We start from the raw sequence: 25178 nt of genomic DNA on the forward strand, positions 1-25178 counted from the left end.
TCCTTATACGTGTTCCGAATTTTGAGGAATAGGTGGCATGACTGCATCCATCAGCTCTAAATGCCCCTTAATTACCCCTTTTAATGCTTTAAATTGCTCACTGATGGCTTTTAGGTCACTGCTGACCCCTTGCATCAACATCACCTGCATGACTTTGTCATCATCTAATTGGATATGTAGTGAACTAATCACCTGAGTCAAAAACTGTTGCTGTAAATCTATAAGCTGTGTTCTTAATGGCTTTAAACTGACGTCATACAGTAAGGTTAAAGTACCGACCATGACCTCATTTCGGCTGACGAGGTCATTGATCAAATGGTGGTTAATCATGTCAACAATGGCTTGAGATCGGCTTTCATAATGTTGATCTACAATTTTTTGATCCATAGCATGCAATGTATTTTCAGGTAAAGTGATGCTGATCCGCGCCAGCTTCTGTTTAGGCACGTTTGAGCTCCTTAGGTTTTTGAGATTGTTGTAGGTGTAAACCCGCACGGACGCTCATCAGTTCAATGAAGAATTGAAGGATGGGATGCTTCGATTGTTTGGATTGATTTGTCGTCATCTGCAGCACCTCTAGGTATTACAAAAAAAAGAATTGGTAATACTAGGTAAATGCAGAAAACGTGCCAAAACTTTTCTTGAGATATATAAAAGAGAGCTAGGAAAAAAGTCGTCGGAAAGATTCAAAAATGTGCATGAATCGAAATTGTGCACTTGATTTGTTCAATGTTCAGAAATGCAAAAAGACCGCCTTTCTGGAGATAGACGGTCAACTCGAATAGTTATTATTTTGTCTTCTTGTTCTAATGAAATACTTTACTGAATATCAGTGACGAACTCCTCACGCGGAATACGGAATTTCTTCAATCCAATTAACCAATCTTTTTCTGGGTTACGGCGACCTAGTGCCAATAGCACCACAGACTTTAAGCCTTTTTCTTTTAATCCTAATAATTCATCCAGACCGTCTTTATCAAAACCTTCCATTGGCGTTGCATCTACACCTAACTCAGCTGCTGCCGCAATTGCCATACCAAAACCAATATGTGCTTGTTTTGCAGTATGGTGGTATTGCTGCTCTTCAGTAAACGTCGAGAACAGGTTCTTTAAGTTTTGCACCACATCCATGGTCGTATCTAAAGGTAAATGACGCTCACGATTCATTGCGTTATAGCGTTCATCGATACGCTCGTCTGGAATCGTATCCCAAGCCGTAAATACCAAAAGATGCGATGACTGGGTAATTTGTGGTTGATTCAATGCAACTGGTGAAATTTTCTCCTTAAGTTCTTGGTTGCTGATCGAGATAATATGGAACGGTTGTAAGCCCGCTGAGGTCGGTGCTAAACGCGCAGCTTCAAGAATTTGATCGACTAATTCTTGCGGTAGTTTTTTACCAGTCATTTGTTTGGTTGCATAACGCCACTGTAAAGCTTCTAATAATTTCATGTATTTACCTATAATGTTTAAATGTGAATATTTTTAATTCTTTAAGCGTATAAACTCGCCAACATTGATTTGAGTGATTGGCTTGGACGACCTAAAAGTTGTTCTAAATCTTGGCTTTGAACTTCATACTGTTGATGTTTAATATCTACGACTGTGCCATGTGTTAGATAGATCAGAAATTCGGGCAAACCGATTCTTTTTAAGAACTGTTGATAGGCTTCTTCAGTGAGATCGTGATATTCCACTGGTATTGTTTTGAGTTGACTTAGCTCATCAGCAATATCTTGATAACTATAAGCTTGGCTGCCGACTAACTCATAGACCTTGTTCTCATGATCATTTTGAATTAAGGCATTTGCTATTGCTTCTCCTAACTCTGCTCTTTGCACATAAGGCACTTTTCCCGCACCTCCAGAGAGCTGGATGCCTGTATCGATTACTCCCTCACCGATAATTTGTGGAATCGCTTCTGCATACATGGTGTTGCGTAGGAGTGTATATTTCAGTCCGCTTGCTTTGAGGTAATCTTCAGTTTGAAAATGACTGATCATCAAATCCTTCACCGCTGAATTTTCAATATTTTGAATGGACAAACCTGTGTAATACACATGTTGAACACCTGCTTCACGCGCAGCATCAATGACATTCTTATGTTGTTCAAAGCGATTCATTTCCATCGTTGAAATGAGAAGTAGCTTGTCGATACCCTGAAAGGCTTTGACTAAACTTTCAGGTTGATTGAAATCTCCTTCACGGACTTCAATATGTTCATTGACATAAGGTTTGGCTTTTTCTAAGTTTCTCGCCAATACAGCAAATTCATTGTTTTGTAGCTGTTGCTTTAATTGTTGCACTACACTTCGCCCTAAATGGCCAGTAGCACCAGTAACTAAAATCATTCAATAACCTTGGATTATTTTTGCAATGATGTAATTTATAGGCGAGTTAAAAAACGAGATCACTATACTGTTGTATAGTGAATTTAGGATTTCATTTGATTAAATTTTATGACGAGATGGGAGGATAGATGGCTGATTTTATGAAAGAGAATGCTGAAACATTAAGCGAAGATGACCAATGTAATTTGATGTTTATTGTGGCGCTTAAAAATGCCATGAACGTCATTAATGGCAAATGGAAACTTGCGATTGTTGCAACCATGATTAAACAGCCACGCCGTTTTAATGAGATTGAACGTCTGCTGCAAGGCATTACACCCAGAATGATTTCTAAAGAGCTCAAAGAACTTGAATTAAATAATGTTGTTGAAAAAATTGAGTCTCTTGATGAAACCACGGGTAAAACGACCTCAATGTATGATCTTACGCCATCAGGTCGTGGCCTAGAAAAGTTGATGGTGCAAATGGCGGTTTGGGGACAAGAGCATAAAGAGAGTTTGAAATAATTATATTTTTTTATATATCGTATCATGGCTGTCTATATCTAAAACCATCACCACGATTTTTGCATCAATAACTTGATAAACCAAACGATAGCCTGCCGATCTCAGTTTGACTATATACAAATCGACCGATTCACTGAGATTGTTTTTCGGGATTTTGGGATTGTTTAAAATGGCATCATATTGCGAATAAACTGTTCCGCAATTTTTGGATTGCGTTTATCGAACTTTTTAGAGACCTTTTATTAGATCATTAACTAGTAAAATAAAATTTATCTTTTAATATATAAAACAAAATGTTATCTTAAATTTGATTATTTTTTAATCTAAAAATTCCTAACAAAAGTATTTTATTATTATGAAATTAATAGCAATTAAATTAGAAAATTTCAGGGGTTATCAGGGTGAAAATCTGATAAATATTGATTCCAACTTAACAGGTATTATTGGTAAAAATGATGCTGGTAAATCCACAATTTTAGAAGCTTTAGATATCTTCTTTGAAAATTCAAATTTTGATAAATCTGATAAATGTGTAAATTCTCATGAAAATGATAGAGTTTCTATTGCTTGTATTTTTGATGACTTTCCAAATTCATTAACATTAGATGCAACATCTGAAACTACCCTGCAAGATGAATATCTCTTAAATTCAGATGGCTATCTTGAAGTTAAAAAAAGTTTTCGTATATCTCAAAAAGTTACTTCTGATTTAAGTATTGTTGCGAAATATCCAATTAATGAAGCCATAGATAACTTAATCATTTTAAAAAATACAGAACTAAAAGCTTTAATCAAGAGTAAAGGGCTTGATCTATCACAAGTTCCTGATCAAAGATCGAACACATGTTTGCGCCAATTTTTGTTTCAATCCGAAACTTTGAACTTTGAAACAAAAGAAATTCCACTGAATAAAGAAGATGCTAAAAATATTTGGGAATCTTTGAAAAATTATCTACCAATTTACGCACTCTTTAAATCTGATAGAAATAGTAGCGATCAAGATAGCGAAGTCCAAGATCCTATGAAACTCGCTATAAAGCATGCGCTCTCTGAAATTCAGCCTCAATTAGAAGCTATTCAACAACACATTAAAACCAAGTTAGAAGATGTAGCAGGGAGAACTTTAGAAAAATTATCTGAAATGGACTCAGCATTAGCAAAAGATTTAATCCCTGATTTTTCAAAAGAACCTAAATGGGAGTCTATTTTTTCAATGGCTTTAGCCTCTGAACAAGGTATTCCTGTCAATAAAAGAGGAAGCGGAGTAAGAAGATTAATTCTCCTAAACTTTTTTAGAGCCGAAGCAGAGAAAAAATTTCGAGAGGCAGATGGTCGCTCAATTATTTATGCTATTGAAGAACCTGAAACCTCACAACATCCAGATTATCAGGAGATGCTAATAAAAGCTCTTCTAGATTTATCCATATTGCCCAAAACTCAAATATTAGTAACTACTCATACCCCAGCCTTAGCAGGGTTGATGCCTATAACCAGTTTAAGATACATAACTAAAGATGAGGAAAATCAACACATCATTGCTCATGCTGATCGTAATGATATTTTAAAATCAATCAGTGAAGATTTAGGTATTCATCCTTTTGGAAATATTTCTAATCCTCAATGTCGAGGATATATCTTTGTTGAGGGTGTATCTGATGTAGTGTTTTTAAAACACATATTTGCAAAATATGCAGAAAGTGGATTGATTCAAAAAGATTACATCGCTGAATTAAATATACAACTTCTAATTAGTGGAGGAAGTGATAACTTAAAACATTGGGTAAACTACAAGCTAATCGAATCTTTGCAGAAACCATGGGCTGTATTTTTTGATTCTGATAATGATGGTAACAACTGTCCTAAGTACCAACAGAATCTAGCATCGCAGATTAAATATCCAAATATTATTTTTCATTTAACTACAAAAAGAGAGTGTGAGAACTATCTACATCCTAATGTCATATCTAGAGTATCTAATAACAGACTTAGCTACACCCCTGATAATTTTTCTGATCAAAAAATACTTTTAACTCCTCTTTTATCCAATTATATCGCTATTAAAAAAAGTAATTTAATTGAAAAATTATGGGGAAATAGTACATGCGAGGAAATTATAGAAAGTTGCACAGATCAACAAGGAAATAATGAATTCCTTAAATTCATTAACCAAATCGAGGAAAAGTTTGGTTTAATTGAACCAGAAAAAAAGACCGCTTAAGCGGTCTTTTTATTTCTATCTCATCAAGCCACAGGCGCTAACGTAAACAACACTTGCCCCGTTTTTACCGTTTGCCCTTTTTCAATGGTAATCGCTTCAACCTTCATACGTTCAGGTGCAACAATTGGAATCTCGATCTTCATTGCTTCAATCACCGCAAGCGTTGCACCCTCTTCTACAATATCGCCTGACTGACATTCAATTTTCCAAATTGAACCCGGCATGTGTGATTCCACCGCACAGCCCCCTTCAGGCACTTCAACGCCTTCACCATCATCCACAGCATCTAAACTTTCAGAAACATATTCTGCAAGTCCTGCCTCATGCCAACGACGACGTTCAGCATCAAAGTTAGCCTGTTGCACAGACTTAAATGCCGAAATGGACTCTTGGTTTTCAGTTAAGAAGTCGTTGTACTCTTTTAAGTTCAATACACCTTCTTCAATGCGAAGTTTTAAGCGACCCGCTTTAAAATCCTCACGCATCTGCATCAGTTCTTCTTCAGAGACTTCATAAAACTTAATTTGGTCAAAGAAACGTAATAACCACGGTTTGCCTTGCTCAAAGTCAGCATTTTTACGGTAGCGTGACCACATTTGCGTGGTACGACCAACAAACTGATAGCCCCCCGGACCTTCCATGCCATACACGCACATATAAGCACCACCAATGCCCACGGCATTTTCAGGGGTCCATGTACGTGCAGGGTTATATTTGGTCGTCACCAAACGCTGACGCGGATCAAGTGGTGTTGCGACAGGAGCACCAAGGTATACATCGCCTAAGCCCATGACTAAATAACTTGCGTCATACACCACGTCTTTTACGGCTTGTTTGTCTTTTAAGCCATTAATACGACGGATAAATTCAATATTGTCCGGACACCATGGTGCATCTGGACGCACGGTTTGCATATAGCGTTCGGTTGCCAATTGAGTTTGTGAATCTTCCCAAGCCAGTGGTAAATACACAGTGCGTGATGGTACTTGCATTTGCGTCACATCAGGCAGTTCAGCTTCAGCGACTTGCAATAAACGCAGTAAATCAAGTTGATCGAGTTTTAATGAGTCAAAGTGAATTTGTAGCGAACGAATACCCGGTGTCAGATCAATGATGCCCTGAATATTTTGCTTTTGTACCCATTGCATCAAAGCATGAATACGGAAACGTAAGTTTAGATCCAGCACCAACTCGCCATATTCCACCAACATGTAGTTGTTGCCGGCAGGACGATACACCACATCAGGCGCACCATTTTCACCTTTTAAGGTATCGAGAACCGCATTTTTTAGAGTTGCGAGTTCAAGATAGAACGACTCATCAAATGCCACCGCTTCTGTATCTGAAGCTTCTAATTGCGCATGATATTTTTCATTTAAAAGTTTGGCTTGGTGATAGCTTACAGGGACAAATTTCACTTTGTCACCGGCTTTAAGCTGACCGAGTTTCCATAGTTCAGAATTAATCACCACTGCAGGACAAACGAAACCACCGAGACTTGGACCATCTGGACCCAAGATAATTGGCATGTCACCGGTAAAGTCGATGGCACCAATGGCATAAGCATTGTCATGAATATTGGATGGATGCAGACCTGCTTCACCACCATCCTCACGCGCCCATTCAGGTTTTGGACCAATTAAACGGATGCCGGTACGGCTTGAGTTAAAGTGAATCTCAAAAGTATTGGCAAAGAAAGTATCAATGTCATTTTTGGTAAAGAAATCAGGCGCACCATGTGGGCCATACATCACCGCAATTTCCCATTCATGGCTAAATGATGGCACCTGTTCAGGTGCAAGAGCTTTAATTTCATCGCTTGTGAATGCTGTAATTGGGAGCATATCGCCAATCAGTAAGTTTCGCCCTACATGACCGCCAAACTGACCTAAGGTAAAGGTCGCTTGTGAGCCGAGATATTCAGGCACATTCAGACCACCTTTGATGCCGATATAGGTACGGCAACCTGTCGCAATTTTGCCACATTTTAGCACCTGACCTTTACGTACATTGACGGTCTGCCACATTGGAACTTGAGCGCCATCTAGTGTCGATGGCATATCACCACCAGCAAGCACGATTTGGCTGTCACAATGGAATTTTAAAGTTGGCCCTTGTAACGTACATTCAAGCCCTGCAGTGTTATAGGCATTACCAAGCAACTGGTTTGCAACATTCAGTGATAATGAATCTATCGCACCTGAGGGTGGCACACCGACATCCCAATAGCCCAAACGCCCTGTGACATCTTGCACGGCGGGTTGAATGCCGGCTTGTAGCACTTCAATCTTTTGGGTTTTCCACTCAAAAGTATTGAGGAAACGTGTGGTTTGTGTACCGGCTTTAAACACATCGCAGTCGATGATGTTTTGTAGATATTCAAGATTGGTTTCAATCCCTGCAACTGAGGTTTTCGCCAAAGTATGCGTCATGGCTTGAATCGCAGAAGCACGATCGTCCGCAGTCACAATAATTTTGGCAATCATCGGGTCATAGAATGACGATACATTCGAGCCTGTTTCCACCCATGTTTCATTTCGGGCATTAGGATCAAACTCAACATGTGTCAGTAAACCTGCACTGGGTTGGAAGTTTTTAATTGGATCTTCCGCATATAAACGCACTTGAATCGAATGACCATTAGATTCCAATTTTTTAGTTGGTGCATTCCAGTCACCGCTGGCTAATGTCACCATCCATTCCACCAAGTCCACACCAAAGACTTGCTCTGTCACGCCATGTTCCACTTGTAGACGGGTGTTCACTTCCAAGAAATAGAATTCTTGTGTGTCGGTATCCATCACAAATTCAACCGTACCTGCAGAACGGTAGTTCACCGATTGCATCAGTTGAATGGCAACATTTTGGATGTAGGCACGTTGTTCATCATTGAGATGCGGTGCCAGGGTTTCCTCAATCACTTTTTGGTTACGACGCTGTACCGAACAATCACGCTCACCGAGTGCGATCACCTGCCCTTGGCCATCACCAAAAATTTGCACTTCGATATGACGGGCATTTTGCACAAATTTCTCTAAGTACAAACCGGCATCTTTAAAGTTGGCTTGGGCTAAATAAGACACGGTTGCATAAGCATCTTTCAGTTCAGCTTCATTCCATACCAAGCGCATGCCGATCCCACCGCCACCTGCGGTACTTTTCAGCATCACAGGATAACCAATACGATTCGCTTCCGTTAAGGCTTCAGCTTCATCCGCCAATAACTGACTACCCGGAAGTAGCGGTACATTGGCTTGAATCGCAAGTTCACGTGCCGTGTGTTTAAGACCAAAGGCACGCATCTGCGCAGAATTTGGTCCAATAAAAGCAACGCCTTGTGATTCACATAGGTCGCAGAATTCAGCATTTTCAGACAAGAAGCCATATCCCGGATGAATGGCTTGTGCGCCGGTTTGTTTAGCAACCTCTAAGATTTTTTCAACGTTTAAGTAGCTTTGGCTGGCTGGTGCTTCACCGATATACACCGCTTCATCCGCTAAAGTCACATGCAGTGAATCACGATCGGCCTCTGAATAGACTGCAACTGATTGGATACCGAGTTTTTTAAGGGTACGAATGACACGACACGCAATTGCACCACGGTTGGCGATCAAAACTTTATTCAATCCATATTTTTTAGTCATGGTTATGCGTCCTCGCCTTCACGGATGATCAATTGAATTTTGGTTGGGTTATAGGCATTACAAGGATTATTCAGTTGTGGGCAGTTGGAGATCAGCACGATTAAATCCATTTCCGCTTTAATTTCCACATATTTACCCGGTGCAGAAATACCATCATCAAACTTTAGATGCCCCTCAGAGGTCACGGGCACATTCATAAAGAAGTTAATATTTGGACCGATGTGACGCACGTTTAAGCCGTGTTTTTTCGCAATCGGATGCTGAGACAATGCAATCATGAAATTATTACGGCAGCTGTGCATTGGATATTTGTCATGTGCATAACGCACCGTGTTACTTTCACATGAACATGCCCCGCCTAAAGTATCATGACGACCGCAGTTATCATCATGAATGGTGGCAATTTTGTTGCCAAAGTTGGTGTATAAGGGTGTGCCTTTTTCTAAATAGATTTGTTGATTAATCGCTAAGGTATCAGTTGCGCTATAACGCTCTTCAGGGTTTGATGTCGAGATAAAGAGCGTATCCACCGCTTGGTTGCCTTCTAAATCCACAATACGGAAATATTGTCCTTTTTTGACTTCGCACATCCATGCTTCACCGGCAGGACATACTTCGCTAAGGACCGTTTTTTCTAAGCTGTTTTGTAAATTAGCTAAAGCTGTCATGATTATTCTCCCCAATTAAGCGCTGAGTGCGTAGTAACGATTATTGTTTTGAAATGCTCTCTGATTTTGCGGGCATGAATCACGACATATATCGTTGCCGCTTAAAGGAAGTGCTTTGTATAAAGACAATTGAACATCGGCAGGAGAATATTCAGCGCTGTAATCTAAAGCATGCGGTGCGGATGATAAAAACACCAAGCAATCCATTTCAATGCGGAGTTCAATCACTTGATTCGTATTGTCAGATGCTACATAGCTGAGATTACCATGGTCATCCGGTTGAACTTTAGAAAACAGATTTAACGTACTGCTCAGGTCTGTTGCAGATAAACCAAACTTGGTCATTTCAAGCAGTAAAGAATCTTTACCGTTACGGTACATGTCGTTGCGTGCATCTTGAAACGTTTTTGAACCAAATTGTTGTTCAATTTGCTGTGCATTGCATGGTGCACAAAATGCATCATTCCAACCGTGGTCATCTTTGACAATGGAAATCATCGCGCGACCAAGGTCCGATGCAAGGATATGCCCAGTGCTTAAAAATGCCGTATGTTGCCCTTTTAAGCTGTCTGGCATGTTATACCGTTCGAGCTTGTCTTCGCTATTGACGCAGTACAGTGCCACATTGGCATTTTTACCTAAGGCTTTGAGTTGTAATACTGCGCCACGCTGAATGCGTGCTGACCAGTGGTGTCCACCCGGTAAACGTTCTGTCCAAAGGACTTGATCTTCGTGATAATTTATTGTGCTCATATGCATCCATCCCAATCTTTTACGGTTTACCTCCCGGGCTTTTATCCCTCCGTGTAGCTTGAGCTTGCAACTTAAGCCGTGAACTCTCGGTCGCAGACCTACATGAAACTTCATGTATCGGAACCCTAGATCACTTTATGATTGAATAGATAGATGCAAAGGCTGTGCCAAAGTAATACTCTTTTGTGTTTTAGTATTACTGTCGCTTGATATATAACATTTCTCTTAGAGCTGATTGTATTGAACAGAACTTAATTCAAGTAAATCTGTTGAATCAGTCGGAGTAAAGAATACTCGGGAAGCACCGAAATTAACCTGCGTGCAATTTTCTTGTGCAAAGAAAAAAGCTAACACATGATTCTATTTTGTTTGTTATGAGCGGTTATTTTCTGATTGCTTAAGTAGGTTTAGACTCTGGTTGATATCACGCACAGTGATTAACCTAAAAATCATAACTAAGCTTCCAAGTGCTACGAACAAAAGAAATACAAGTAAAATGATTAAAGTCATCCCTGTGTTTAATGCGCTATCTGAGGTATAACGAGCTAAAAACCAAGTAAAATTTGAAAATATAAAAAAAGCTAAAGAACCGGTGACGGTATATAAGGCACCATACGCTAACCCTTTAAAGACTAATTCCCGTTCTGAATAAATACATTGAATTTCTCCATTTTCAACTTTAAAAAATTTCCATGTAGTGCGAAGGGACTTCACTAAGTAAAAATAGTAATCTGCATATTTGCGTATAAGTATATCGGTTAAGAATGAAGGAATCTCAACACCGCCATTGAGTTGATCACTGGCAATTTTCTTCAAAAAAGGATCTATTGTTTTATTCGGACTTACAGAGATAAATTCTCGAATGTAAAAAGATGCAGCCTCATATAAATTTTTATTTTCATTAAAACTTCTCAGACTCACAAAATACGTTTTTCGACCGTAAAAGACAGCGACGATACCTATAAGCGTCGTACAAATAATCGAAAATAAGCTGAGATAGTCTGAGACTGAAAATGAAGGTATGAGTTGTATCATGGATATAATCTTAAATTTATAATGAATTGAGTTTTATAATTAAAAAAAACACTTAGATAAATGACCAAAATGGTGGACAATGGACTGAGATCAAATCGTTTACTTTCTACAAACAGATGATGAGTCCAATGTCTCGATGTCAGACATCAATCTTAGTTAAAAAAGTATAATCAAAAGCAAAAAAATCGTCTTCATACAAATAATAGCGACTATCTAATTTTCATCTTAACTTCGCTCATTATTTATATGAAGATTCATTCGAGGTTCAATCTTCACTTTATTCAGAATGATTAAACTTTCTTACATGTAATAAAGTTTTCTTGATTCTGAAAATTTAGCTAATTTTTTTATAAATGAATCGAAATAATCTTTTTCCTTATCTTCAGTTCGAAAACCTGCATATAAAGTACGCCTTAACCCCTCTGGTGCAACGCAATCTAGGCGACGTGAAGTGACCCACCCTTTGGTTTCATATTCGTTTACCACCCAATCTGGTAAAGCTGCGATTCCACGCCCACTTGCGACTAACTGAATCAGCATCTGGGTCAGATCTGTGGTTCGAATATTTTTTGGAAGAATATTTGCAGGAATGAACAACTTCGACATGATATCTAAACGATGTTTGTCTACTGGAAATGTAATCAGCGTTTCATCAGCTAAATCTTGAACAGTAATGTTTTTTGCACGTACCAAAGGATGTGTTGTAGATAAAACAAGTCGTGATTCATATTCAAATACTGGGAAATATTCAACTCCCTTTAATGCAATTGGGTCTGCAGTAATCAACAAATCAAATTCGCCATTTTGTAGCAATTCATGAGGATTTGCTTCAAACCCTGATGCGAAATCTAAATCAACATCAGGATATTGGTTTCGATACTGATTTAATATCGGCATGAGCCAATCAAAACAACTATGGCATTCTGAAGAAAATGTAATTCTACCAGTTTGCCCATGGATAATACGCGTGATATCACTTTGAGCAATCTGAACTTGCGGTAAAATTTCATCCGCTAACTGCAACAGTCTTAAACCAACATTAGAAAAAGTAATTGGTCTCGTCTTGCGGTTGACGACTTCAACCCCCATCCACTGATCAAGCTCACGTAACTGATGAGATACGGCTGAAGGTGTAATGCAGAGATCACTCGCTGCAGCGACTAAAGAGCCATGCTCTCTCAAAGCCAATAGCATTTTCAAATGTTTTAGTTCGATCATATGGGAAAAAACTCAAATCATGATCCCTCTAGGGATATATTAAAATCTTCGCTTTAGCCCACATTAAATGAGCTATCTAGGCTGATAAGACATTTGGGTGAAATTAAATCAATCCTTTTACAAGGAAGATACTTCCTATGATAACTAACAAGACAGCGAAACATTTCTTTAACATAGCTGGCGATAAGGCATGTGCAGTTTTGGCACCAAATTTTGCTGTTATAAAACTCATCACACTAATGCCAATGAAAGCATAAATATGAACATACCCGATGGTATTCGGCACATTGATCTCAGCAGTCATACCAAAAACCATAAACCCTATAGCACCAGCTAGAGCTATTGGTAATCCACAAGCAGCAGATGTACCGACAGACTTTTGCATCACCACCCCATAACGATTCAGATATGGAACGGTCAGACTACCACCACCTATCCCAAAGAGTGCCGATGCAATCCCAATGACACTACCTGCTGCAACTTGCTGACTTGATGAAGGAAGAGCCATTGTTGAATTAACTGCTTTGTTCGCGCCTGTAAACATAGTATACGCCACCCAAATCAAAAATAAGCCGACCATGATTTGAAGATGTAATCCCGGTAACAAACCAGCAATTCCAGCACCTGCAAAACAGCCGATGGCCATGGGTGGAGCTAGATTTTTAAATACAGGCCATAGCACAGCACCATTTTTATGGTGTGCCATTAATGAGCTAATCGAAGTGACAACGATTGTTGCTAAAGATGTACCTAGTGCCAGATGCATAATGACATCAGGATCATAACCCATTTGGGTAAAGACAATAAAAAGTAGTGGCACAATAATCGTACCACCGCCTACACCAAACAGCCCAGCCGCAAAACCAGCAAATGCACCGATGATTAAAAAGGTTATAAGTTCCACAATAGACTAACTTTTAAAAAGATGAAGGGATTAAGGGGTTGAGTTAAGCGTGTTCCAACTGACCCACTTGATGATAAGCACGGTTAAAGTACACCAAACTTTCTTCTTGATTACTTTGCTTTACTGCAGTCACACGGCATAAAAAAATACTATGTGTACCGACTTGTTGAATATTCTCAATCTCGCAATCAAAACTGACTAAAGCATCTTCTAAAATCGGCGACCCAGTTTTTAAATCAATCCAATCACCTAGTCTGAAGCGATCTTCTGAGCTGAGCTTGCTTGAAGCAAAAGCATTCGAAAGCTGTTCATGCTGAGTACTCAGTACGTTTACAGCTAAGACTTTATTTTCAACAAAATGTGCATGTGAACGAGAGGACTGATTCATACAGACTAATAGTGTTGGCGGAGTATCTGTGACACTACATACCGCAGATGCAGTAAAGCCATGCATCCCTGCTTCGCCTGTGGTTGTAATCACATTTACCGCAGTTGTAAGTAAAGACATTGCATTTCTAAAGTCTGTTGCTTCAATCATCTCTTTCATCTCAAATATACATATGACGTGTCGTACATTAGACAGAACAAATGATCTTGCGACGATTTGCCCTGATTAATACAAGACTACGTTTGATTAAGCTTCTAGCTCTTTACGGACAATGGCAGCTCCAGCACTTAAAGCCTCAAGCTTGCCACGAGCCACTTGACGAGAGAGCGGCGTCATACCACAGTTCGTTGATGGATAAAGCTTATCCGCGTCCACAAATTGCAAAGCTTTACGCAGGGTATTCGCGACTTCTTCTGGGGTTTCAACTTGATTAGTTGCCACATCAATTGCACCGACCATGACTTTCTTACCACGAATCAATTCAATCAAATCCATTGGCACACGTGAGTTTTGGCATTCAAGCGAAATAATATCGAGCTTAGATTGTTGTAGCTTCGGAAATGACTCTTCGTATTGGCGCCATTCATTACCCAAAGTTTGTTTCCAATCGGTATTGGCTTTAATACCGTAACCGTAGCAAATATGAACCGCAGTTTCACATTTTAAACCTTCAAGTGCACGCTCTAGGGTTGGTACCCCCCAATCATTTACTTCATCGAAGAATACGTTAAACGCCGGTTCATCGAATTGGATAATATCCACGCCTGCTGCTTCAAGCTCTAAAGCTTCTTGGTTTAAAATTTTGGCAAATTCCCAAGCCAATTTTTCACGGCTCTTGTAGTGACCATCAAATAAAGTATCAATCATGGTCATTGGACCAGGCAACGCCCATTTAATTGGCTGATTGGTTTGGCTACGCAAGAATTTCGCATCTTCAACAAATACCGCTTGTTTACGAGAAACTTCGCCCACAACAGAAGGTACACTTGCATCATAACGATTACGAATACGCATGGTTTCACGCTTTTCGAAATCCACACCTTCAAGATGCTCAATAAATGTAGTGACGAAGTGCTGACGGGTTTGTTCACCATCACTCACGATATCAATACCAGCAGTGACTTGCTCATGTAATGATAATTTCAATGCATCACGTTTTGCCTCAAGAAGCTCTTCCCCTTCGAGTTTCCATGCAGACCATAGTTTTTCAGGCTCAGCTAACCAAGATGGTTTCGGTAAACTACCCGCAGTTGAAGTTGGGAGTAATAATTTCGGTGGTGTAAGTGCCATGTCTAATCTTCTTTCTCTAAATTCGTGAATCTGTATATCAATTGGATGTTTTAAGCAGCTGTTTCGACTTCGAAATTTTCAGCCCATTCATTTAAAATGTCTTGATAAGGCTTAATGAAATTTTCTTCTGTCCATTTACCTTGTTTGACTGCTAACTCAGCACGTTCTACACGGTCATAAACAATACGAGTTAGTGAGTAGTCGCCATAGCTTAAGCTTGGTTTATATTCCACGCCTGCTGGTGAGTTAGTATTGTAAATTTCAGGACGGTAGATTTTTTGAAAGCTTTCCATAGTTGCAATCGCACTGATCAATTCAAAATCAGTGTAATCACGAAGTAAATCTCCAGCGAAATAGAATGCGAGTGGTGCGTTACCACCTTCAGGTTTGAAATAACGTACACGTAAGCCCATTTTGGCAAAATATTCATCGGTACGTGAATATTCATCATTTTTGTATTCCACACCCAAAATAGGATGTACGTTGGTGGTACGGTAATAGGTTTTAGAGGTTGAAACACTTAAGCAAATTACCGGTTCTTTGTTGAATTCTGCTTTAAATACTGCTGAATTCACCAGATGTTTATACAATTTGCCATGTAGATTACCAAAATCTTCAGGTTTTTCACCCACGCCACAACCCAACTGAGGCAATACCACACTGAAGTCATAATCACGCACATAAGATGAGAAGCTATTGCCAATCATACCTTCAATACGTTCACCTGTTTGGTGGTCAATCACCACACTTTTCAGTGTTTCAATAAATGGGAAAGTTTGTCCATTGCCTTCGATATCAATTTCTGCAGAAATGATGTCGATCTCAAGTGAATAGCGATCACCTTTAGGATTATCGACAGTCGCCAAGCTATTAAAACGGTTGTTGATCATCGCAAGTGTACGGCGCAGATTTTCCTGACGACTTTCACCACGAGCCAAATTAGCAAAGTTTGTAGTCAAACGTGTACTTTCTGCTGGCGTATAGTTTTCATCAAAACGGATACGTTTAATTGAACACTCAAATGCTGTACTCATGGAGATTGCCACCTAAAATTTTATAAGAAACTAAATTTCTGAATGGCTGTATTTAAACGTGAATAATAAAGTGAGTAAAACGATATAAATTCAGCTTAAGATGAGAATCCCTCATGTTAAAGCATATTCGCTATTTCAAAGCGATTTAGAATAGATGAGCTAACTTATCCATGCAGTTAATGAGTAGATCACTGGTATACGGATGCGATTCCGTTCACTCAAATGGTGCTCAAGTGAATTTATCTCAACCTAACCTTAGAAAATATCAGCTTATTAGAGGTTTAATTATCAACTCAATCTTTAAAATATAGGGTTTAAATTTAAACCTATATAACCATGTCAAACAAACTTGAACGTCAAAAACTGTCTCTCCCAGCAGGTCACGACAAACTTCTACTTCATTCCTGCTGTGCACCATGCTCGGGTGAAGTGATGGAAACCCTGATTGAATCAGTCATCAACTTTTCGATCTTTTTTTATAACCCCAATATTCATCCTGTCAAAGAATATGAAATTCGTAAAGAAGAAAATATTCGCTTTGCCGAAAAACATAACATTCCTTTTATCGACTGTGATTACGATACAGACAATTGGTTTGCACGCGCCAAAGGTATGGAAAATGAACCTGAAAAAGGCATTCGTTGTACTATGTGTTTTGACATGCGTTTTGAACGTACAGCTTTATATGCAGCTGAAAATGGCTTCAGTCTAATAAGTAGTTCGCTTGGTATTTCCCGTTGGAAAGATATGAAGCAAATCAACGACTGTGGTCATCGTTCAGCTTCACATTATGAAGGGATAACTTATTGGGATTACAACTGGCGTAAGAATGGTGGTGCTGTGCGTATGCTCGAAATCAGCAAAAAAGAGGAGTTTTACCAACAGGAATATTGTGGTTGCGTCTATTCCTTACGTGATACTAATCGTTGGCGTATGAGCCAAGGGCGTGATCGCATCAAAATAGGTGTGAAATTCTATTCAAATGCTCTGGATGATCTAGACTGATTACTTCAGTATTTAGCTATAATCTATATAAATAATTAAGCTTATGGCTAAATTTCAAAATCGTTGATCAGATTTTATAGTTCTTAACATATGAATGGTATCGTATGTTTTTAACCATTCACGCTTAATTATTTCGAAACCTTGTAAACACCAAAATTGCTCCGCTGCAGGTAAAAAGGGATGTGTATGCAAATACAAGGTTTCTATGCCGTGTTGCTCGGCATGTGTAAATAATAACTGACACAGTTGCGTGGCAATGCCTTGTCGACGATATTCAGGCAGTACAAAAAGTTTGACCACCTCAACAGCACCTTCAGCAATATCCAAATCAAAACGTCCGTCATAGGCACGGTAAGCAAGCGTTGCAATAATTTTGGCTTGATTTTTGACCACGATAAAACAGCCTAAAGGACTGTCCACATAGTACTGCTCAAACTGGGCAATATCTTTTGGAATACAAGCACCATACAGTTCTGGAAATAAAAGCTGCCGTGAATCTAAAGCAAATTGAATGACAGATTGATCAGCGGATTGCAGTGTTTCATAGGATAAATTCATTTTACAACCAAGAATGATCAGGGATAACAATGGTCTTGTCTTGAATCATGGCTTCATGAAACTCCACATCGTAGACGCTTTTTAAAAATTTCGGATCGGTGAGACGCGCTTTTGAATCAGGGCGAATCACTTCATGTTCACGCATAAAGAACAAATGATCGGCAAATAAAAATGCCAAATTCGGGTCATGCATAATGGCGATCACAGTAAAATTCTGCCGTGACAATTGACGCAGTTTTTTCATCAAATAAGATTGATAATAGACATCCAAATGATTGGTCGGCTCATCTAATAAAATCACTTTTGGTGCTTGCACCAAAATACGGGCAATCATCACCAATTGACGCTCTCCGCCTGACAGCTCGGTATAAGGGCGCTCTTTTAAATGTTCGATATCGAGATCAATTAAAGCCTGATCGACCATGTCCCAATCTTGTTTAGATGGACGAAATCGACTAAATGCAGCCCGACCTGTAATCACCACATCTTTAACTAAAAATGGGAAAACCGTTTTATGGAACTGCGGTAAAAATCCAAGTAGCGCGGCCCTTTCTTTACCTTTTATGTTTTCTAAAGCTCGACCTGCATAAAGTACTTGCCCATCTGTGGTCTGTTCTAAACCTGCCATCAGTTTAAATAGGGTCGATTTGCCACAACCATTGCGACCTAAAATCACCGAGAACTGATGGGCTGGAAATTCAAGCTGAATATTTTTTAACACGTGTTTATGCCCATAGGCATAGTTCAACTGTTCAATATGAATCATGCCCAAGCCGTCCTTTGTGTTTTGATTAATAATAAGAAAAATGGCGCACCGAGGAGCATGGTGAAAATGCCGATTGGAATTTCAAAGCTCAGTAAAACTCGTGAAAAATTATCAATCAGCAGTAAAAAACCACCGCCTAGAATCATGTTGGCAGGAATACTGTAGCGGTGGTCAGGGCCGACCAGCATGCGCACAATATGCGGCATAAATAGTCCGTATAGACTGATAATGCCTGCGGCAGCTACTGAAGTGGAGGTGCATAGCGTCACCAATACAATCAGTATGAGTTGCTCCCACTTCGGATTCACCCCCACCGCTTGTGCTTCATCAGCTCCCAATGCCATCAGATTCAAGCGCCAACGCATGGCGTATAAGCCCATTAAAGCCACCGTAATCGGCACAACCGCATATTGGACTTTCTGCCACGATGCCTGATGTAAATTCCCCATGGTCCACTGCACGATCGCTTGTAATTTAAAAGGATCACTTAAATATTGAATAATGGTCAGTCCTGCTAAAAACAGACCTGAAACAATCATGCCGGATAAAATCACCATCACCAATGAAGTTTGGCTTTCATGCTTTTGTTGGGCAAACACATAGGTTAATGCCACTGCACATACGCCAAAAATAAATGCTGATAAATTGGGCGATAACCAACTCAAAGATAATGCTAAAGCCGCACCAAAGGCGGCACCTGAAGAAATCCCTAGCACATAGGAATCCACTAAGGGGTTGCGGAATAAAGCTTGCAATCCATTGCCGGCTGTTGCCAAAGCCGCCCCAACCATAAAGGTTAATAAGATGCGTGGTAGGCGAATATTGAAGACAATATTGTGCATCAAGCTAAATTGTTGCGCATCAAAATACGCTGTACCAAATATCCACTGGATAAACCACAGTGCATAATCCCCTGCGCTTAATGTTTGACTGGGGCCGAGCAACAGCGACACAAAAATCAGCAGAATCGGCAATGGATAAAACCAGGTGTATTTCAATTTTGCCTTATTCATGACATCAACTCCTTGGCAATTTTCTGACCATAGAGTTTCTCTAAAATTTTGAGTTGCAAGGCTTCAACTGCTAAGCCTGAGGTGTCAGGGTAAATGTGATGATGCAGATAAATCGCAGTCACAATAATTTTGATGGTATGTGGGTTATAGATAAATGCAGGGCTGAGATTAAACACTTTCTGTTGTTGTACTGCTTTTAGACCTTGCAATTCTTTACGCTGATAAATCAGGTTTGGGTCGGTATTCCACAGTACAATATTGTCAGGATTCCACTCAATCAACGTTTCTGGATTGACATTCGGTTGATTGGTCTCCGTTTTAACCACGTTGTAAGCCCCTGCCAATTCAATAAAATCATTGGTAATCGATTTACGGCCTGAGGTTGAATAAATTCGTCCACCTGACCATGCGTAATATATTGATTGCTTATATTTTTGCTTTGAGGTTTTGAGTGCCACTTCAGCCAGAAGCACATCTGAAAAATCCAGAATTTCTTTAGCCCGTTGCTCAGCACCTGTAAGCTGTGCAATTTCATACAGCTCTTCTTTCACCTGATCGTAAGTACCTGATTCCATCACATAGACTGCAATACCAAATTGTCGAAGCAATTGAATGGTTTGTGTTTGCCCACTACCTAAAATCACCAAATCTGGCTTTAATAGCATTAAGCTTTCAATGTTGGTGGCATTTGAGCCTTGTGAAGGTGTAGCGAGTTGCTTATTGGCAATACGTGGATCCATTTTGGAATAAGCATTAAATAACAAGGTCTGTAAATAGACCTCAGCAGGAATCCCCACGACCTTTGCACCCTGCCCCAACATATATAGCCCGTCTAAACCTGATTCAAACAAGGACACAATACGCTGTGCTGGCTGAGCTAGGCAGACTTCGGTCTCTGAGCTATCAACCACACAGTGCGATGTTGGGCTTTGTATTTTTGCTGATATCGGTTGCTCTGTTGCCGTACAACCCAACAGTACACAGCTCAGTAAAAGGACAATAAATCTTTGCATTAGTATTGCCACTGTACCGATAACGCTGCTTTGATCGGCTCACCGGGTTGAATCCATACATGGCTATAACTGGATAGATAATATTCCTCGTTTAACAAATTATGAATATTCAATTGATAGCGTAAATTTGGATTTGCTTGGTAATAAGCCCCAAGGTTAAATACGGTATAGGCAGGTAAGCTGAAACCATTAGCCGTATTGGTTGGGCTGTCCCCACTGCGTTGCCCGACATAATGGAGATTGAAATTTAGACCTGCCGCTTGTTGCGCATTTTGCCAAAGGTCATAGCTTGCCATGACATGTGCGCTATGTTTGGGTACGTTGCTCAGTGCTGAGCCTGCAGGCAACACATCATCTTTGCTGACTTTGGCATCCATATAGGCGTAGCCTGCTGACACCATCATCTGGTCATTGATACGATGGTTGAAGTCAATTTCGAGCCCTTTGCTTTTCACTTCACCAACCGCAGCTTCATAGTTTGGATCAATGGCATCCGTCATCAGGACATTTTTTTTGCTCATATCAAACAAGGCGATGCTAAGCATACTGTGATCTTGCCATTGGTATTTCGCGCCGATTTCATAGCTTTTCGCTGTTTCAGGTGCAAACGTCTCCCCTGTACGACCCATGCCATTATTCATGGAAAATGCTTCACCATAATTGCTATATACAGACAGTGCTGGTGTAGGACGGTAATTAAGGCCTATGCGTGGGCTAAACTTTTGTGCTGTACTCTGATCCTTGAACTGCGTGCGATAGTTGATGAAGCGCTGTTCGACACGATCGAATCGACCTCCGAATAACACATTCCATTGGTCATTAAAAAAGACCTGATCTTGTACATTCACAGCCATGTACTGCTGACGTTCATCGGAATCGGTATGTAAAGGTAGTTCAGAGCTAAATTGCCCATAAGTGGGATTGTAAATGTTGATCCAATTTGGCTGAGCAGCCGAGTGATTAAGACGCAATTGACGTTGCATAAAGTCCAAACGCCCTGTTTCTGCACCGAGTACCAATTCATGCTGAACATGACCGAGTTGCAGTTGACCAAGTAATTCACTTTGGAGCAGCATATCCTCGGTCTGATAATCACGATGACGACGCTGACGCTCTAATGTTTCAAGGTCGGCCTGTAATTTGCGTGGTTCTGTTGAATAGCCGACCATTTGCGCATCTTTATAACTGATCGCAGCATTCATCTGCCATGCGTCATTGAGCTGATGCTTTAATCGTACTTGGTAGAGATTGTCTTTGACGCGCATATCACCATCAGAAGGCTCACCCGTAAAGGTCTTTGGATCCATCAATAACTGGTTGTTGACAGCCGTGATACCACGGTCAAATGTGCCTAGATGCTGGGTAAATTCAGTATCTAAATCCACTTGGGTATTTTCAGATAATTTCCATGAGAATTGTGGCGCGACAAATAAACGTTGGCTACTGACATGATCACGGAAAGACTGGTTATCTTCCATTGCAGCGGCTATTCGATACGCCAACGCATCGCTGATTGGCGCGGTCTGTTCAAGACTTAAACGATATTCATCTTGTGTTGTCCCACGAAGATTAAGCGTTGTTTCAGACGTCCATTTTGGTTTTTTTGTGGTGACATTCAATGCCCCACCGACCTCACCACGTCCATACAGTGCGGCACTGGGACCTTTTAAAAAATCCAGTGATTCAATATTGACCATATCTTTAGGTGCAGAAATGCCACGATTGACACTCAGCCCATTACGAATGGCATCCACCCCCATATTGGGATTGCCTTGGAATCCTCGGAATGAATAGTTATCCCAAAAGCCCCCACCATAATTATTTTGATGCAATACCCCACTCACGATGCTGAGGGCTTGATCCATGCGCTGAATATCTTGCTGCTGGATAACGTCTTGCGACAAATGGCTTTTATTAAACGGGATATCCAATAGATCATGCTGAAATTTGGTAAGCGCTTGAGCGTGCTGTGTAGATTCTGAGGCTAAAGCTGTGCTGAGATAAATCGTATCTAGGGTTTTGACCTGATCTGTTGCAAACACCCCTTGATTGATGCCAGTTAAACCTATTAATAAAGTTACACGAGATCTCAAAAAAACTATCCTCATTTATACGCACAATATTGATGCGTTTACAAATATTGAATTCAAATTGGTGCACTATTCATTAAATCTATGCACTAAAACTAAGCAAATGTTGTTCTGGCATCGCTGGATTAGTTTTGTGTACATTCTTGTATACAAGATATGAATTAGAGGCAAAAAAAATGCCAATTTTTTAAAATTGGCATTTTTTTAATAATTTATCCTAAACAGTCGAAAATATTTTAAGAGTAATTTTCTTCACGTCCTCAATACTATGTAAGACATGCTGTTCTGCTAAATGGATCGCCCCATCAGCATCACGAGCTAAAATACATCTAAGTATTGCAGCATGATCTTGATAAGCATGCTGGATATCGAATTCACGCATGGCGCCTAGACTGAGCACAATTCGGATTTTTTCACTGATTTCATGATGAATCTTGGCGATTTGACGATTTCCTGCAGCTCTAACCAAGGCACAATGAAAATCTTCACTTTGCATCACCAATGCTTTGGTGTTCTGGTTATAGTCCTGTTCGTCTACAAGCCATAATCGCTTTAAATTCTGTAATTCTTCAGATTGCTCATGATCCATTACGCATAAACGTTTAACAGCCTCTTTTTCCAAGATCATACGTAAATCAAAGAGCTCCTGATAAAAGGTAAAATCTAAAGGCTTAATTTCCCAACCACTGCGGAAATGCACATTCACATAGCCTTCCTGTTCAAGACGATACAGTGCTTGCCGTGTTGGGGTACGGCTGACCTCATACTTTTCAGAAAGGTCCGTTTCAGTAAAACGTTGTCCAGGTTTGAGCTTAAAGCTAAAAATATCATCCTTTATTTGTTGATAAATCACATTAGCTAAATTGCCAGTGCCTGACTTAATGGGCGTTATGCTCATCCTTAATTCTCGTTTTACATCTATGTAATAAATAAATTATAGAGTCATCATGAGAATTTAAGAATCAGTAAATATTGATATATAGGAAAATAGATTAAATTTTGGCTTTTAGATTTATAGGATAATTTAAGCCCCTATATAACGCTAATTAATAATTGCATTTCAATACTATAAATCAACCCATACAAGAAATTGAAAAGACTTAAACTTTTCCCAAAAACCAATTTTTCCAAGAACTGGTTCCACGAACTTCAACGGGTACGGTTGCAATCAGGGTATCTTTTAAAACGTCAGTATGTCCTACGGCTTTGGCTAATCGGGCTTTATCAGAGTGAATGCATTCACGATCTCCAAACTCACATCGATCTAATGTGGTGCCACCGCAAGGACCATTTGCAAGTCCTTTAGGACATGTTTCAGGGCAAATATATAAAGTATCAGCCAATCTACATTGACCACAATTTTCGCAGCCCACAACCATATTTTTTGACTTAAATTCGGTTTTTAACAAAGTTTTTGATGCTAGCTCGTTATTCCAAAAGGACGCTTTAAAAATAAACCTACCTACACCTTTAGAGATTTTGGACTCAAAAAGGGCTTTATGCATGACATGCAAATGATGATATTTAATCAGCTGACCTAATGTCGGTTGACGTACATCATGAGTTAATTCTGGAACAAACTCATTTCCAGTCTGAATCTGCCAAAGAGATTTCCAGCGTGCTTCTAGTTCCTCTAAATCATCATGTTGATATTGCTCAATATAATTTTGCAGAATCTTCTGTTCTTCTGACTTTTCGCATGCTGAAAGATGAACACCATTAAAACCTAAAAGCTTACACATCAATATTTGTATGGCACACCGCTTATACGCATTTTCAGCCAATCCATTCTGTTTTTCCTCAGCCAACACTCTCATCATATAAGGTGTAATCACAATACCGGCGACTTTATTTTTCACTATAAAATTTGCCCGTGCCAAGCTCAGTGGCATAACACAAGCCAGTATATTTTGTTTGTAATGGTAATGCTTTAGGAAAAACTTTAGCTGTTTTAAGGCATCCATGTCATACCCTAATTGGGTAATAATAAAATCTGCGCCAGCTATAACTTTTTTATGTAATTTTAAATATTGAGCATAATGCTCAGCCTCAGTATATTTAAAGGGATTAAATGCTACACCTATATTAAAGCCACCATAATTCTTTGCGGACATCACTGCATTAATCGATTCTAGATATCGGGTACGTTCAAATTGATTATCCCCATCACTATGCTCTTTAAGCTTATCACCAGTGATCAAAAGTAAATTTCTATTCTGAGCTGAACTAGCCTGATGAAGAAATAACTCAAAATCCTTAATATCACGACCTTTCCCTGAAAAATGCAAAACTTTATCTATTGATTTTGGATAATCCTGACTTGCTTCAAGGGGTGCCATATCGTGATCCGATTGGACACGATCGGCAATGGCTACAAAGGCTGGAAAGCCCGCTATATTACATGTTACCTGTTGGCTTTTGGTTGAGGTTAAATACTCTACTAAAATACAGAATTTTTGAAGTTCTAAGTGTTGAAAAAAATTAAGCATGTGTCTTGATTGACCGAATTTTTTAGACTGCAATCATTGTCTAAATCCAAATGAATAGATTTCATACACTTATTCAAAGATTTACTAAATTGAGTGTAACCCATATCCAAATTATCTATTAAATTTAAATAGCTTAGGAAAAATGGTAATCCTCCCATAAATAACCGAAGTTAAAAGTAGAGGTTAAGCAGCCATTAGAGGTGGCTTTCCTTTGTTAGCTTGATGTGGTCTTTCA

Annotated in this window: 24 protein-coding genes and 1 riboswitch; of the genes, 3 read left to right on the forward strand and 21 right to left on the reverse strand. The window is 39.6% G+C overall.

Annotated features, from left to right (window positions below):
* Window positions 1-3: 3 nt before the first annotated feature.
* The 4 genes from AC1M87_RS01390 to AC1M87_RS01405 form a co-directional block, all read right to left on the reverse strand.
* On the reverse strand, window positions 4-447 hold the full coding sequence (locus tag AC1M87_RS01390; protein ID WP_481592735.1) for a CopG family ribbon-helix-helix protein: 444 nt from the start codon (window positions 445-447) through the stop codon (window positions 4-6).
* On the reverse strand, window positions 440-565 hold the full coding sequence (locus AC1M87_RS01395) for a hypothetical protein (protein WP_257219874.1): 126 nt from the start codon (window positions 563-565) through the stop codon (window positions 440-442). The genes AC1M87_RS01390 and AC1M87_RS01395 overlap by 8 nt, the downstream gene beginning before the upstream one ends.
* 254 nt (window positions 566-819) lie before the next feature.
* Complete coding sequence (locus tag AC1M87_RS01400) at window positions 820-1452, reverse strand: NAD(P)H-dependent oxidoreductase (RefSeq protein ID WP_481592736.1); 633 nt, start codon at window positions 1450-1452, stop codon at window positions 820-822.
* Between the two features lie 41 nt (window positions 1453-1493).
* On the reverse strand, window positions 1494-2351 hold the full coding sequence (locus AC1M87_RS01405) for an SDR family oxidoreductase (RefSeq protein ID WP_481592737.1): 858 nt from the start codon (window positions 2349-2351) through the stop codon (window positions 1494-1496).
* 128 nt (window positions 2352-2479) lie between these two features.
* On the opposite strand from AC1M87_RS01405, the gene AC1M87_RS01410 reads away from it, so the two are divergent.
* Window positions 2480-2857: a winged helix-turn-helix transcriptional regulator gene (locus AC1M87_RS01410; RefSeq protein WP_481592738.1), complete on the forward strand. Its 378-nt coding sequence runs from the start codon at window positions 2480-2482 to the stop codon at window positions 2855-2857.
* Here AC1M87_RS01410 and AC1M87_RS01415 read toward each other — a convergent pair whose 3' ends face one another.
* Window positions 2858-2977 (reverse strand): type II toxin-antitoxin system RelE family toxin, encoded by a 120-nt coding sequence (locus AC1M87_RS01415; protein WP_481592739.1) that lies wholly within the window; start codon window positions 2975-2977, stop codon window positions 2858-2860.
* Window positions 2978-3212: 235 nt separating this feature from the next.
* Between AC1M87_RS01415 and AC1M87_RS01420 the strand changes: the two genes are divergently transcribed.
* A complete protein-coding gene (locus tag AC1M87_RS01420) occupies window positions 3213-5075 on the forward strand; it encodes an AAA family ATPase (protein ID WP_481592740.1) in 1863 nt (620 codons plus the stop codon).
* Window positions 5076-5098: 23 nt separating this feature from the next.
* Here AC1M87_RS01420 and uca read toward each other — a convergent pair whose 3' ends face one another.
* From uca to AC1M87_RS01465, 9 genes are all read right to left on the reverse strand, one after another.
* The gene (gene uca, locus AC1M87_RS01425) at window positions 5099-8719 is read right to left on the reverse strand and encodes an urea carboxylase (protein ID WP_481592741.1); all 3621 of its coding nucleotides are present in this window, start codon (window positions 8717-8719) and stop codon (window positions 5099-5101) included.
* A gap of 2 nt (window positions 8720-8721) precedes the next feature.
* Window positions 8722-9387: an urea amidolyase associated protein UAAP2 gene (locus AC1M87_RS01430; RefSeq protein WP_481592742.1), complete on the reverse strand. Its 666-nt coding sequence runs from the start codon at window positions 9385-9387 to the stop codon at window positions 8722-8724.
* 15 nt (window positions 9388-9402) lie between these two features.
* Window positions 9403-10140, reverse strand: coding sequence for an urea amidolyase associated protein UAAP1 (locus AC1M87_RS01435; RefSeq protein WP_481592743.1), 738 nt, complete (start codon window positions 10138-10140; stop codon window positions 9403-9405).
* A gap of 28 nt (window positions 10141-10168) precedes the next feature.
* Window positions 10169-10280, reverse strand: a riboswitch (guanidine-I (ykkC/yxkD leader).
* A 232-nt stretch (window positions 10281-10512) separates the two neighbouring features.
* Window positions 10513-11175, reverse strand: coding sequence for a hypothetical protein (locus AC1M87_RS01440; RefSeq protein WP_481592744.1), 663 nt, complete (start codon window positions 11173-11175; stop codon window positions 10513-10515).
* Between the two features lie 300 nt (window positions 11176-11475).
* Window positions 11476-12393, reverse strand: coding sequence for a LysR family transcriptional regulator (locus tag AC1M87_RS01445; RefSeq protein WP_092766426.1), 918 nt, complete (start codon window positions 12391-12393; stop codon window positions 11476-11478).
* A 103-nt stretch (window positions 12394-12496) separates the two neighbouring features.
* Window positions 12497-13297 (reverse strand): sulfite exporter TauE/SafE family protein, encoded by an 801-nt coding sequence (locus tag AC1M87_RS01450; RefSeq protein ID WP_092766427.1) that lies wholly within the window; start codon window positions 13295-13297, stop codon window positions 12497-12499.
* A gap of 43 nt (window positions 13298-13340) precedes the next feature.
* The gene (locus AC1M87_RS01455) at window positions 13341-13835 is read right to left on the reverse strand and encodes a flavin reductase (protein WP_481592758.1); all 495 of its coding nucleotides are present in this window, start codon (window positions 13833-13835) and stop codon (window positions 13341-13343) included.
* A gap of 96 nt (window positions 13836-13931) precedes the next feature.
* Window positions 13932-14975, reverse strand: coding sequence for a methionine synthase (locus AC1M87_RS01460; protein ID WP_481589885.1), 1044 nt, complete (start codon window positions 14973-14975; stop codon window positions 13932-13934).
* 50 nt (window positions 14976-15025) lie between these two features.
* The gene (locus AC1M87_RS01465; protein WP_481589884.1) at window positions 15026-16009 is read right to left on the reverse strand and encodes a putative oxygenase MesX; all 984 of its coding nucleotides are present in this window, start codon (window positions 16007-16009) and stop codon (window positions 15026-15028) included.
* 336 nt (window positions 16010-16345) lie between these two features.
* Between AC1M87_RS01465 and AC1M87_RS01470 the strand changes: the two genes are divergently transcribed.
* A complete protein-coding gene (locus tag AC1M87_RS01470) occupies window positions 16346-17014 on the forward strand; it encodes an epoxyqueuosine reductase QueH (RefSeq protein ID WP_481592745.1) in 669 nt (222 codons plus the stop codon).
* 54 nt (window positions 17015-17068) lie between these two features.
* Here AC1M87_RS01470 and AC1M87_RS01475 read toward each other — a convergent pair whose 3' ends face one another.
* The 7 genes from AC1M87_RS01475 to AC1M87_RS01505 form a co-directional block, all read right to left on the reverse strand.
* Window positions 17069-17572: a GNAT family N-acetyltransferase gene (locus AC1M87_RS01475; RefSeq protein ID WP_481592746.1), complete on the reverse strand. Its 504-nt coding sequence runs from the start codon at window positions 17570-17572 to the stop codon at window positions 17069-17071.
* A 1-nt stretch (window position 17573) separates the two neighbouring features.
* Window positions 17574-18338: an ABC transporter ATP-binding protein gene (locus tag AC1M87_RS01480; protein WP_481587081.1), complete on the reverse strand. Its 765-nt coding sequence runs from the start codon at window positions 18336-18338 to the stop codon at window positions 17574-17576.
* Complete coding sequence (locus tag AC1M87_RS01485; RefSeq protein WP_481592747.1) at window positions 18335-19351, reverse strand: FecCD family ABC transporter permease; 1017 nt, start codon at window positions 19349-19351, stop codon at window positions 18335-18337. The genes AC1M87_RS01480 and AC1M87_RS01485 overlap by 4 nt, the downstream gene beginning before the upstream one ends.
* Window positions 19348-20364 (reverse strand): ABC transporter substrate-binding protein, encoded by a 1017-nt coding sequence (locus AC1M87_RS01490; protein ID WP_481592748.1) that lies wholly within the window; start codon window positions 20362-20364, stop codon window positions 19348-19350. The genes AC1M87_RS01485 and AC1M87_RS01490 overlap by 4 nt, the downstream gene beginning before the upstream one ends.
* Entirely contained in the window at window positions 20364-22457 is a 2094-nt protein-coding gene (locus AC1M87_RS01495) for a TonB-dependent receptor (RefSeq protein WP_481592749.1), read from the reverse strand. The genes AC1M87_RS01490 and AC1M87_RS01495 overlap by 1 nt, the downstream gene beginning before the upstream one ends.
* Window positions 22458-22671: 214 nt before the next feature.
* Window positions 22672-23352 (reverse strand): GntR family transcriptional regulator, encoded by a 681-nt coding sequence (locus AC1M87_RS01500; RefSeq protein WP_481592750.1) that lies wholly within the window; start codon window positions 23350-23352, stop codon window positions 22672-22674.
* 202 nt (window positions 23353-23554) lie between these two features.
* Complete coding sequence (locus AC1M87_RS01505; RefSeq protein ID WP_481592759.1) at window positions 23555-24943, reverse strand: methylenetetrahydrofolate reductase C-terminal domain-containing protein; 1389 nt, start codon at window positions 24941-24943, stop codon at window positions 23555-23557.
* Window positions 24944-25178: the final 235 nt, after the last annotated feature.

Source organism: Acinetobacter sp. 24-47-62 (genome assembly GCF_056779765.1).